Raw genomic sequence first — 11,594 nt, forward strand, 5'->3', positions numbered from 1 at the left:
ATAAATTTAACCGTTTATAAACAAAGCGATCTCGTCGGCAAGGAGGAAATTTTTGACGAAATACCTACCGCGCTCAAATTTCAGTTTGCGCGATCTCTTTAAAATTTCAGCCCTTTGCCTTTGTTGCGGCATCAGCCTGCGCTCATCTATGCCTACGCAGCTTCTAGCGCCCAAAAATACATGCTCCATCCTTAGCTCGTCATCGTTTAAGATCTCTATCTCGCGATACGTCGGTGAGGCGATGTAGCGGGCCAAATCTTTTTGCGCGTAGTATCTTGCACCTCTCATAAAACCCACGGAGTATGCCCCCGCGCCGATATACTCTTTGCCTTGCCAGTAGCCTAGATTGTGCTTACAAGGCTTTCCGAAATTTGAAACCTCATACTGCTTTAATCCTATATTTTCTATTTGCTTCATCATAAATTTAGCCAGCGCGGCGCTATCGTTTCTAAGCTCGAATTTACGCTCAAAGGGCGTATTTTCCTCAAGCGTGAGCGAATAAGCGCTGGCATGCGTGACGCCTAAATTTTTTAAAGCGAGTGCCTCTTGCGCCAGACGCTTTTTGTTATCAAGCTTCGTAGCGTAGATGAGGTCTATGTTTATATTTTTAAAGCCCGCGTTTTTGGCATTTTGCACAGCTTTGTAGATTTGCGTGCAGTTGTGCGCTCTGCCAAGTAGCTCAAGCTTATCGTCAAAGAAGCTTTGTGCTCCGAAGCTGATGCGATTTACGCCTAAATTTCGCATCTCTTTGAGCCATCTTAAATTCGCGGAATTTGGATTTGCCTCGCTGGTTATCTCTGTTTTATCGTTACAAAAGGGCGAAATTTCAGCGAAAATTTTCTTGTAGAATTTCGCATTCACCGCACTTGGCGTGCCTCCGCCTATAAAAACGCTGCTAAATTTTAAAATTTTAAATTTATCTATTTGAAATTTCAGATCCGCCAAAAGCGCGTCAAAATATCCGCCCGTGAGCGCTTGAGCGTTTGTGACCGAGCCAAAAGCGCAGTAAGGGCATTTGCTCTCGCAAAAAGGGATGTGGATATAAAGCAGCAAATTTTCTCTTTTTTATGTTTTTGACATTGTAGCCAAAATAAATTTAAAGCCGAATATAAAGTCTTTTAGGCTAAAATCAGCAAAATTTTTATTTAGATAGGCGGGCGAAGGTGCAAAAAAAATATAGGCCAAATGTTGCAGCTGTTATCCTTGCAAGCTCGTATCCCTTCAAATGCGAAATTTTCGTCGCGCGCAGAGTGGATCTCAGCGATGTTTGGCAGTTTCCTCAAGGCGGCATAGACGAGGGCGAGAGCCCTAAAGAGGCGCTATTAAGGGAGCTTGAAGAAGAGATAGGCACGGGCAAAGTGAAAGTGCTGGACGAGTATCCGCAGTGGCTCAGCTATGATTTTCCAAGCGGTGCGGCTAAAAAGATGTATCCTTTCGACGGGCAGACGCAAAAGTATTTTTTAGTGCGCCTAGATGCCGATGCGAGGATAAATTTAAAGACGAAGCACCCTGAATTTGACGACTATAAATTCGTGGATGTCAAAAACGTGCTTGACGGGATAAATCACTTCAAAAAGCCGATTTACGTTAAGGTTTTAAGTTATTTTAAAGAGAAAGGATTTTTCTAATGCTGATCGTTCAAAAATTTGGCGGAACTAGCGTGGGAACACTCGAGCGCATAGATGCGGTAGCGCAGCGTGTCATCGAGACTAAAAATAGCGGCGCCGATATCGTCGTGGTCGTCTCTGCGATGAGCGGCGTGACGAACCAGCTCGTGGAGTATTCTGAGTATTTTGGCAAGCACCCGGACCCGGTGGCTACAGATATGCTGCTAAGCTCGGGTGAGCAGGTGACTACGGCGCTTCTTACGATAGCTCTAAATGCAAAAGGCTATCCTTGTGTGGCTCTTACGGGTGCGATGGCCGGCATAGCGACTGATGACGTGCATACTAAAGCTCGCATCGAAGCCATAGACACGACGCGTATGAAAAAGGAGCTAAAAGCGGACAGGATCGTCGTGGTAGCCGGCTTTCAGGGCATAGACGCTCACGGCGATATAACGACGCTTGGACGAGGCGGTAGTGATCTTAGCGCAGTCGCGATAGCCGGGGCTCTAAACGCTGATCTATGTGAAATTTTCACCGATGTAGACGGCGTTTATACGACAGATCCGCGGATAGAAAAAAGAGCCAAAAAGCTTGAAAAAGTAAGCTACGACGAGATGCTCGAGCTGGCAAGCGCAGGGGCTAAAGTCTTGCAAAATCGCTCGGTAGAGCTGGCAAAAAAACTAAACGTAAAGCTTGTAACTAGAAGTAGTTTCAATCACAACGAAGGCACACTCATAGTAAAGGAAGAGGATATGGAAGCAGTTTTGGTAAGCGGCATAGCGCTGGATAAAAATCAAGCAAGAGTAACGCTAAGAGGCGTAGTCGATAAGCCGGGCATCGCGGCTGAAATTTTCACCGCTCTTGCAAAGAAAAACATAAACGTAGATATGATAATACAAAACGTAGGGCACGACGGCACGACAAATTTAGGCTTTACAGTGCCTCAAAACGAGCTGGAGCTCGCAAAAGAGACTATGCAAAAGCTCTCTGCGGCCAGAAACGTGGAGTATGACGATGCGATAGTGAAGGTATCAGTCGTTGGCGTAGGCATGAAAAGCCACAGCGGCGTAGCGTGTCTTGCGTTTGAGACGCTGGCTAAAGAGGGGATAAATATCCAAATGATCTCGACTAGCGAGATAAAAATTTCGATGGTAGTCGATCAAAAATATGGCGAGCTGGCCGTTCGCGTACTTCATGAAGCCTATAAGCTAGACAAATAATGCAGGACTTCATAAAATGGACGCTTGAGGCGATCAGAGAGGAAAAATCGCTGATGAGCTGGATGGAGGAGTGCCGCGTAGAGTGGACGCCCCTGCTTGCTTCTAGGCTTAAATTTTTGCTTGAGGGTCGCACCTTTATAGTCATAACCGATGACGAGCGCTCGTGGTTTGAGAGCTATTTGCTAAAAAAGATAAACCGCGCCTCAAACGCTCGCCCGCTGTTGCCTTTCGTCAGTCTAAGAGCGCTATATCCCGCGCTTGATGAGATAAACTCCAAAGAGCAAATTTTACTGCTTCAAGATATGCTGAGTCTCGCATTTCCAAACGGATATGTCTATTTTTATATCGGCAAGAGCATAGACAAGCGCGCCGCGATAGCAAAATCAGCCGAGAGCAGCTATATGTGGCTCTTTGACGAGCAGGCTCAAAACAGCTTCACGCTAAATTCCGGCGATGAAAATTTAGACGTCAAGTTGCTGACGCTATTTAAGCTCTTTGACAAGAGCATAGACGCGGTCTTGTTTGCTAAGGTCATCTTATAGATGTATAGTAAAATCGTCATCACAAACGATTTTGAGACATTAAAAAAAGAGCTTGAAGCCGAATTTGGCGTCAAAAATTTGAGATTTTTTATATATGACGAGTTTATGATAGAAAATGCTCGCGAGGTGGTAGCGGAGGCCTATATCGCGGAGGTCAACGAAAAGCTGCTCGTTATAATGGCTAAAAGCTACCGCATCGAGGCCCAAAACGCGCTTCTTAAAATCATCGAAGAGCCGCCAAGAAACGTGCAGTTTTTGATCGCGGCAAATAGCAAAAACCTACTGCTTGCGACCATCAGATCGCGTCTGGTGCTGGAAAACAGACTCACCAAAACCGCTCGTATGAGCGTGAATTTAAACCTAAAAAGCCTAAGCCTCAAAGAAATTTCAAATTTCATAGACGAGTGCATAGAGAGCGAGCGCGCCGATAAACTCGGTAAAAACGAGCTAAAAGAGCTCATCGCCGCGATAGTCTTAAAAGCCTGCGAGGCGGGCTATAAATTTAGCGCGGACGAGCTTGGATACTTTTACGATCTCGTGCGCCTGGCCGACCTAAACTCAAAGTCTCACTCTCTTTTGACCCCGCTTTTACTCACTATTTTTGAAAAAGGACGCTCTTGAAATTTTATAGGATAAACGAAAATTCGGACTTTAACGCCATTTGTAAGCGCATAGCCCCAAGCGTTGGCGGGCTGAAGCTGATGTCTAAAAAATCTCACATAAATTTTATCTTTATAGATGACATCGGCTCGCCTGCGGCAAATATCCTAAAGCAAGACGCGCTAAGTGCGGGGGCCGAGCTGGTTACGAACAAAGATACGATATTTGGGCGCGAGGAGCGAAGCAGCGCGCTTTTGATGGGCACAGACGCGCAGTTTGAAATTTTAAGCAAAAAAGAAAAGATGCAGGATTTTGGCTTGAAAAATTTGGCTGATTTTTTAAACCGAAATTTCAAAAAACCGCGCGAGGCGCAGATAATGGGCGTCCTAAACATCAACGAAGATAGCTTCAATGCCGCAAGTCGCGTAGATGCTAAAAACGCCGTATCAAGGATCGAGGCGATGATAGAGGAGGGGGCTTGCTACATCGACATCGGCGGAGTGAGCTCCAGACCAGGCAGCGAGTATTGCGGCCGCGAGGAGGAGTTTAGGCGCATAGAGCGCGTCGTGGCTGAAATTTACCGCCTTAATTTACACGAAAAGACGAAATTTAGCCTCGATAGCTTTGATGAGTACTGCCTAGAATATGCGCTAGATCACGGCTTTGCGATGATAAATGACATCACGGCAAATGTAAATTTAGCCTCCTTAGCGGCACGCTATGACGCGGAATTTTGCATGATGCATATGCAAAACGATCCTAAAACGATGCAGTTAGCACCGCATTATGAGGATCTGCTGGGCGAGATGGACGATTTTTTTGCGAGCAAGATCGTAAGGGCGAGCGAGCTTGGGGCTAAAAAGCTCGTGCTTGATGTTGGTATCGGCTTTGGAAAGACGGCAGAGCAAAATTTGCTACTTATCAAGCATTTGGGGCATTTCTTGCACTTTGGCTATCCGCTTTTGGTAGGCGCGAGCAGGAAGTCCGTGATAAATTTTTACAGCCCAAGCGAGGTGAGCCAGCGACTGCCGGGTAGCCTTTATCTACATCTAAAGGCTCACGAAAACGGCGCGGCGATCATCAGGACGCACGACGTGGCGGAGCATGCGCAGATGTTTGCGCTACAAAATGCGATGAACGAGGTAAATTTATGGAAGTGAGCGATAAAATCTGCCAAGAGGTTCGCGGTTTTATCGACGAATTTCAAAAAGACGGCTTTAGATCGCCAAATCTTTATGACAAATTTTACGAGCTTGTGAAGGACGAAGCCAAAATTTACGCATTTTGCGACGAATTTTTGCGACGAATTCCAAGTAGCGCGACTATATTCAACGACGCTTTGAGTTATCTAAATTTAGAGGATTTTGCCTCACTCATAAAAACGGCAGTGGAAATTTTGCAGGTGGAATTCGACTCGGCAAACGCTCAAAAAAGGCAGTATAAATTTAACGAAAACGCCGAGGAGGTCATCGCAAAAGCCAGCCTTGAGTGCGAGTGGCTGCTGCACCCGTATTTGGAGCAAATTTACAAGCTAAAACCAAACGAGGGCACATACTACGAGAACTATCCGTGGCGAAATTTAAGCTTTGAGAACGCGCAAATTTACCGCGATATGCTGGTCTTTGGGGGTGCGGACACAGGCAAGCTCTTTGAGTGTCTAGTCGCCACGGGCGATGAGCGAAATGTTAAATTTGCCTACGAATACGCGCTTGCGAACGATATTTTTGAGAAAAAGGACGGCGCAGCAGAGTATCTAGCGTGGTATCTGCAAGACTTTGGCTTTATGCTTGAGTGCGGCAAGATCAAAAGCTACTACTCAAACAGCGTGTCTCACATCATCTTTCCAAAAGGCTATTTTACCGCCCAGCGCCCTATCTGGCTGCGAAAAGACCTGCATCCCACGTGGAATTTACCCGCTGGCAACAAGCGATATAAATTTGGCGGCGTGCTAGAAGATGACGAGAATGACCCGCTTTGCCACATCATCACCTTTGAGGGACTACCGGCGGGGCTTGGCGTCACGGGACTAAGGAGCCTGACGCTGGGCGCGCATCTAAATCAAATAAACAAAGGTGGCTTGTGCTTTTACCGCCACGACGAGCAAGGCTACCCGCACCTCATCGGCGAGAGAGCACGGATAAGTTGCGCCGTAGACAAACCAATAGCCCCGTGCGAAGTCTCGCTCGCAGTTACGCCAAAAAGGTGGCAAAAGCAAGACTGGGGCATGGCAAACGGCAGAGAAAATCTCTTTCGCATAGGCGGTGAGCCTTGCTGGATACAAAGTGCCGATGTGCCGACATGTCCGGTCAGCGGTAAGAAAATGCGGTTTTTGATGCAGCTTGACTCAGAGCTTGGCTGCACGGATGGTGGCGAGATGCTCTTTGGAAGCGGCGGAATCTGCTGTGTGTTTTGGTGTGACGAGAGCAAGACGAGTGCATTTTTTATGCAATGTACTTAAGAGCTTGCCGTGCTTGACATGAGCAGTGCCAAACGCAAGCCTGAAAAATGAAGAGCGTAGCGATCTGCGACAGATTAAGCAAGCGAACGCAAACGACTGATGCAAACAGCACCTAAGAGTAAAAGAAAACGATTTTAAACCGACATTTAGCAACGCATCGCTATTTTATGTCGTAATCAAACAGGATAGAAAATGGAAAATTTTATGCGAATCGATTCAAAAGAGAGCTATGAAAATGCGGTGGCTACGCTAAATGCGTGGGCGAAGGCCTATTACGACCTTGACGCGCCGATCGCCAGCGACGAGGAGTACGACGCGCTTTATCACGAAGTCTTGGCCTACGAGCAGGCAAATCCCGCCCAAAAATCGCTATTTTCGCCGACTACTAGGATAGGCGGAGGCGTCAGCGAGGGCTTTAGCAAGGCTAGGCACATCAAGCAGATGTGGAGCATGGAGGATATTTTTAGCGAACACGAGCTTGGCGCGTGGCTAAAACGCGGTGAGAAGCAAAATTTAAGCTTTGTAGCCGAGCCGAAATTTGACGGAGCGAGCCTAAATTTACTCTATGAAAACGGCGTGCTAGTAAGAGCCATCACGCGCGGAGACGGCGTCACGGGCGAGGAGGTCACGCAAAACGCTCGCGTGATAAAGTCTATCCCGCTAAACATCGCCTACGATGGCCGTATCGAGATCCGCGGCGAGGTCGTCATAAAAAAGGCGGATTTCGACGCGATAAATGAGGAGCGCGCACGAAACGGCGAGACCCTGCTCTCAAACCCTAGAAACGCGGCTGCAGGCAGCTTACGACAGCTAGATAGCGCCGTGACAGCCAAAAGAAAGCTACTTTTCATCCCTTGGGGCGTGGGTGAGCAAAATTTAGGGCTTGCTAAACATAGCGAAGTGATGAAATTCGTGCGTGATCTTGGCTTTTATAGAGATGATTTTTTTAAAATTTTGGATGCCGACGGCCTGGCGGACGCTTATAACGAGCTTCTTAAACAGCGCGACGAAAAGGACGTGATGATGGACGGCATGGTGATCCGCGTGGACGATCTGGCGCACTGCGAGGAGCTGGGCTACACGGTAAAATTCCCAAAATTCATGGTCGCGTTTAAATTCCCCGCGATCGAAAAAACCACTAGGCTGCTTGACGTGGCACTTCAGGTAGGCAGAAGCGGCGTCGTGACGCCTGTTGGCGTACTTGATGAGGTCGTCATCGACGGAGCGCGCGTGAAATCAGCCACTTTGCATAACTTTGACGAGATCGAGCGCCTTGGCGTGATGAAAAACGATCTTATAAGCATCATCCGTTCAGGAGACGTGATACCAAAGATAACAAGCGTCTTTAAAGAGCGCAGAGACGGCACGCAAACGCCCATAATAAGGCCAAAATTTTGTCCTGAGTGCGGCTCGCATCTGCTTGACGAGGGCGTTTTCATCAAGTGTCAAAATTTAAACTGCCGCGCTCGCGTGATAAACTCGATCATACATTACGCCTCCAAAAAATGCCTAAACATCGACGGGCTGGGCGAGGCGATCATAAATTTACTCTATGAAAAGGGGCTGATATCTCGCGTCATCGATATATATTCACTAAAATTTGAGGATCTGATGGCGCTTGAAGGCTTTAAAGACAAAAAGGCGCAAAACCTGCTTGACGCGATAGAGGCGAGCAAGGGCGCGAGTCTAGCGCGCTTCATCACCGGGCTTGGCTGCGAGCATATCGGCGAGGTGGCGGCTAAAAAGATCGCGCAAAATTTCGGCGAGGGCTGGCTGGAGGCCGACTTTGACGAGGTGAAAAATTTAGAGGGTTTTGGCGAGGAGATGGCAAATAGTTTGATGGATTTTATAGAGGTCAATAAAGATGAAATTTTGGCCCTGCAAAGCATCGTTCGTCCGAGCTTTGAGCGTAAACAGATCACGCAAAACGCCTTTAGTGGCAAAAGCGTCGTGATAACGGGCACGCTAAGCCGACCAAGAGACGAGATCAAAGCCGAGCTTGAGGGCTACGGCGCAAAGGTAGCAGGCTCGGTCTCTAAAAAAACGGACTTTGTGCTGGCAGGAAGCGACGCCGGGAGTAAGCTGCAAAAAGCCGTGGAGCTTGGCGTTCGCGTGATTGACGAGGGCGAGTTTGAGAGGCTAAAGCTTGAGATTTGACATTTACGCTGCAAATGCGCTAAACATCAGTAGAAATAAGGCCGCCGAGCTCATAAAAGCCGGCAAGATTATGCTAAATTCTAAAATTTGCGATAAGCCAAGCCTTGAATGTGACGAGAGCCACAGCCACGATGTCGCGCTGCTTGATGAGATTTACGTCGGGCGAGGAGCTATGAAGCTAAAGAGCTTTTTAGACGGGCAAAATTTTAAAATTTCAGGCAAAGATGCGCTTGACATCGGCTCAAGCACCGGTGGCTTCATGCAGATTTTGTTGCAAAATGGCGCAAACAGCGTCGTTGGCGTCGACGTGGGCAGTGATCAGCTAGATGCGAAACTGCGAAACGATGCGCGAGTCAAAATTTATGAAAACACGGACATCAGGGAGTTTATCGCCACGGCGGGCTTTGAGCTCATCACCTGCGACGTGGCGTTCATCTCGGTCATCGAAATTTTAGATTCGATCTGCAAAAACGCAAAGAGCGGCGCGCTTATCATCGTGCTGTTTAAGCCGCAGTTTGAGGTCGGCAAAGAGGCTAAACGCAACAAAAAAGGCGTCGTGACCGATAAAGCGGCAGTGGCTCTAGCCAGACGTAAATTTGAGCTGGCCGCCGCGCAAAAAGAGCTGGTGCAGATAGCCTGCAAAGAGTGCGAGATCAAAGGAAAGGAAGGCAATGCCGAATTTTTCTACGCTTTTAACAAAAGATAACATAACCGCCGTTGCGATCGGGCATTTTGACGGCGTTCATCGTGGACACAGGCAGCTTTTAAAGCAGCTGGGCGAATACGGCGGACTGGTCGTCATCGACAAAAATAAGGCCAACATCACCCCGGGACTAAAACGCGCCGAGTACTCGAACTATCCTTGCTTTTTTTATGATTTCGAGAGCATAAAGGGGCTTAGCGGTGAGGAATTCATCGCGCTTTTGAAGCGGGATTTTAAAAATTTAAAAAAGATCGTCGTTGGGTATGATTTTCGTTTCGGACGAAACAGAGCGTGGGACAAGCACGATCTAAAGCGCCTCTTTGACGGCGAAGTGGTCGTAGTCGATGAGGTCTGCTTCAACTGCATGGGCGTGCATAGCTCGGCTATCAGAGAGCTCATCAAACAAGGCGACGTCAGCGGCGCTAACCGTCTCATCGGGCGCGAATACTCGATAGAAGGCGACGTGATAAGCGGGCAGGGGCTTGGCTCAAAAGAGCTCGTGCCGACGCTAAATTTAGATGTAAAAAGCTACCTTTTGCCAAAAAGCGGCGTCTATGCCACACGCACGCGCATAGGCTACGCGACCTACGGCTCGGTCACCTTCATAGGCAACCGCGTCAGCACGGACGGTAAATTCAGCGTCGAGACGCACGTTTTAGACGAGATAGACGTTAGTGCGTCGCATGTCGCCGTTTGCTTCATAAAGCGGCTTCGCGATAATATGAAATTTGAAAATTTAAACGAGCTTAAAGCCAGGATCGAGCTTGATATCAAAGAGGCTCGCACGATGGTGGGGGTTTGCGAGCTATACGGCAACGAAGGACCTTGCAAATGAAAGATGAAATTTTTAAAGAGCCGATAAAAAAGCAGTTTGAATTTGACGACTTCGTGGTCAGCGTGTTTGACGATATGATAGGGCGTAGCGTGCCGTTTTATGACGTCAGCGGCAAGCTTGTGAGTGAAATTTTGGCTAAAATTTTACCTGCTAAAGCTCGCGTGATCGATCTGGGCTGCTCGACTGCTACGAGTCTGCTTTTGCTAAATCAGCTAAGAAGCGACCTCGTACTAGAGGGCGTGGATAGCTCGAGCGCGATGATAGAAAACGCCCGTAAAAAGGCAAAGGCGTATGGGGCCAGGATAAAATTTAGCGTCGGCGACGCACTTGAGAGCCAAATATGCCAAATGGATGCCGTGATGATGAACTATACGCTTCAGTTTATCCGCCCGCCAAAGCGTGCGCAGCTGGTAAAGAGCATATACGACGGACTAAACGAGGGCGGAGTTTTCGTCTTTAGCGAAAAGATCATCTATGAGGACAAGAAATTTGCCAAAAATATGATCGAAATCTATGAAAGCTACAAGGAAAAACAAGGCTACTCGCGCTACGAGATCGCGCAAAAAAGAGAGGCGCTGGAAAACGTGCTCATCCCTTATACCGAGGAGGAAAACCGCACGCTTGCCTTGGGCGCGGGATTTAAGCGCGTGGAGAGCGTGTTTAAATGGGGGAATTTTATGACGTTTTTGGCATTTAAGTGAAAATTTGAGCTTTTTATAGAGTGCTGATTTATAAAATTTGGCTCTGTTTTAACGAAGCGTCGGTATCTTAAACAAACGTTTCGTAAATTTTATTTACCTCAAGAGTGACCCGGTGCGGACGTGGGTGGTGTCTTTGCGGGAGCGAGTGGACTAACAAGAAAGGATCAAAATGCAAGAGTATGAAAATGCTAAATTTATCTACGAGCAGTGGCACGAAAGAGCAAAAAGTAGGGACGTGGATGCACTTTTGGAGCTTTATAGCCAGGACGCGGTATTTGAAAGCCCGCTAGTCATGGCCATACTAGATGATAAAAAAGATGGAATTTTACGCGGCAAAGCCGAGATAAGACGATTTTTAGAGGCTGGGACGAAAAAGCGGCCAAACGAGCTCGTCAAATGGTATCGAAACGGCAAATTCCTAACTGACGGGAGCCTCCTCGTTTGGGAGTATCCTAGACAGACTCCTGACGGCGAGCAGATCGATATTTTAGAGCTTATGGAGCTAAAGGGACGCTTGATCGTTTATCACAGGATATATTGGGGATTTAAGGGTTGTATGCAGATAGCCGGGTCTTTAGTGAAAAATTCTTAAAATTTGTATGTTTGTTTATTAAATTCGGCTATATTTTAAAAAGTGTCGAAAATTTTTAAAAGGCTTCGCAAATCTACGGCACGATTTTTTGCTTCGTGCTATGCACTAGTAACTGCGAATAGACGCGGTCTCATTATGACAGGTTATTTGGATTTGATTTGCCTAAATTTAAAAAGCCA

Annotated in this window: 12 protein-coding genes; 11 read left to right on the forward strand and 1 reads right to left on the reverse strand. The window is 47.4% G+C overall.

The features are described 5' to 3' along the window. Positions 1-6 precede the first annotated feature (6 nt). A complete protein-coding gene (hemW, locus tag CCVT_RS03615) occupies positions 7-1,053 on the reverse strand; it encodes a radical SAM family heme chaperone HemW (RefSeq protein WP_018136695.1) in 1,047 nt (348 codons plus the stop codon). 110 nt (positions 1,054-1,163) lie between these two features. Here hemW and CCVT_RS03620 point away from each other — a divergent pair, with 110 nt between their 5' ends. The 11 genes from CCVT_RS03620 (at position 1,164) to CCVT_RS03670 (ending at position 11,415) form a co-directional block, all read left to right on the forward strand. Continuing rightward, on the forward strand, positions 1,164-1,628 hold the full coding sequence (locus CCVT_RS03620) for an RNA pyrophosphohydrolase (RefSeq protein ID WP_009650266.1): 465 nt from the start codon (positions 1,164-1,166) through the stop codon (positions 1,626-1,628). Beyond that, entirely contained in the window at positions 1,628-2,827 is a 1,200-nt protein-coding gene (locus CCVT_RS03625) for an aspartate kinase (RefSeq protein WP_018136694.1), read from the forward strand. The genes CCVT_RS03620 and CCVT_RS03625 overlap by 1 nt, the downstream gene beginning before the upstream one ends. Then, on the forward strand, positions 2,827-3,369 hold the full coding sequence (locus CCVT_RS03630) for a HobA family DNA replication regulator (protein WP_018136693.1): 543 nt from the start codon (positions 2,827-2,829) through the stop codon (positions 3,367-3,369). Before CCVT_RS03625 ends, CCVT_RS03630 begins: the two co-directional genes overlap by 1 nt. Beyond that, the gene (locus CCVT_RS03635; protein WP_018136692.1) at positions 3,370-3,990 is read left to right on the forward strand and encodes a DNA polymerase III subunit delta'; all 621 of its coding nucleotides are present in this window, start codon (positions 3,370-3,372) and stop codon (positions 3,988-3,990) included. Next, complete coding sequence (gene folP / locus CCVT_RS03640; protein ID WP_018136691.1) at positions 3,987-5,129, forward strand: dihydropteroate synthase; 1,143 nt, start codon at positions 3,987-3,989, stop codon at positions 5,127-5,129. The genes CCVT_RS03635 and folP overlap by 4 nt, the downstream gene beginning before the upstream one ends. Continuing rightward, a complete protein-coding gene (locus tag CCVT_RS03645; RefSeq protein ID WP_018136690.1) occupies positions 5,120-6,427 on the forward strand; it encodes a hypothetical protein in 1,308 nt (435 codons plus the stop codon). The genes folP and CCVT_RS03645 overlap by 10 nt, the downstream gene beginning before the upstream one ends. Positions 6,428-6,619: 192 nt before the next feature. After that, positions 6,620-8,584: an NAD-dependent DNA ligase LigA gene (ligA, locus tag CCVT_RS03650; protein ID WP_018136689.1), complete on the forward strand. Its 1,965-nt coding sequence runs from the start codon at positions 6,620-6,622 to the stop codon at positions 8,582-8,584. Beyond that, positions 8,574-9,290: a 23S rRNA (cytidine-2'-O)-methyltransferase TlyA gene (tlyA, locus tag CCVT_RS03655; RefSeq protein ID WP_018136688.1), complete on the forward strand. Its 717-nt coding sequence runs from the start codon at positions 8,574-8,576 to the stop codon at positions 9,288-9,290. The genes ligA and tlyA overlap by 11 nt, the downstream gene beginning before the upstream one ends. After that, positions 9,256-10,122 carry a bifunctional riboflavin kinase/FAD synthetase gene (locus tag CCVT_RS03660; RefSeq protein ID WP_018136687.1) on the forward strand — a complete coding sequence of 289 codons (867 nt, stop codon included), beginning with the start codon at positions 9,256-9,258 and terminating at the stop codon, positions 10,120-10,122. Before tlyA ends, CCVT_RS03660 begins: the two co-directional genes overlap by 35 nt. Continuing rightward, on the forward strand, positions 10,119-10,823 hold the full coding sequence (cmoA, locus tag CCVT_RS03665; RefSeq protein ID WP_018136686.1) for a carboxy-S-adenosyl-L-methionine synthase CmoA: 705 nt from the start codon (positions 10,119-10,121) through the stop codon (positions 10,821-10,823). Before CCVT_RS03660 ends, cmoA begins: the two co-directional genes overlap by 4 nt. Before the next feature lie 169 nt (positions 10,824-10,992). Further along, complete coding sequence (locus CCVT_RS03670; protein ID WP_018136685.1) at positions 10,993-11,415, forward strand: nuclear transport factor 2 family protein; 423 nt, start codon at positions 10,993-10,995, stop codon at positions 11,413-11,415. Positions 11,416-11,594: the final 179 nt, after the last annotated feature.

It is taken from the genome of Campylobacter curvus (assembly GCF_013372125.1).
Taxonomy (GTDB): Bacteria; Campylobacterota; Campylobacteria; order Campylobacterales; family Campylobacteraceae; genus Campylobacter_A; species Campylobacter_A curvus.

Bases quoted from the DNA above. Each gene is read 5' to 3' on its own strand.
- CCVT_RS03630 (WP_018136693.1), top strand. From the start codon at position 2,827: ATGCAGGACTTCATAAAATGGACGCTTGAGGCGATCAGAGAGGAAAAA.
- CCVT_RS03660 (WP_018136687.1), top strand. From the start codon at position 9,256: ATGCCGAATTTTTCTACGCTTTTAACAAAAGATAACATAACCGCCGTT.
- ligA (WP_018136689.1), top strand. From the start codon at position 6,620: ATGGAAAATTTTATGCGAATCGATTCAAAAGAGAGCTATGAAAATGCG.
- CCVT_RS03625 (WP_018136694.1), top strand. From the start codon at position 1,628: ATGCTGATCGTTCAAAAATTTGGCGGAACTAGCGTGGGAACACTCGAG.
- CCVT_RS03645 (WP_018136690.1), top strand. From the start codon at position 5,120: ATGGAAGTGAGCGATAAAATCTGCCAAGAGGTTCGCGGTTTTATCGAC.
- CCVT_RS03635 (WP_018136692.1), top strand. From the start codon at position 3,370: ATGTATAGTAAAATCGTCATCACAAACGATTTTGAGACATTAAAAAAA.
- CCVT_RS03670 (WP_018136685.1), top strand. From the start codon at position 10,993: ATGCAAGAGTATGAAAATGCTAAATTTATCTACGAGCAGTGGCACGAA.
- cmoA (WP_018136686.1), top strand. From the start codon at position 10,119: ATGAAAGATGAAATTTTTAAAGAGCCGATAAAAAAGCAGTTTGAATTT.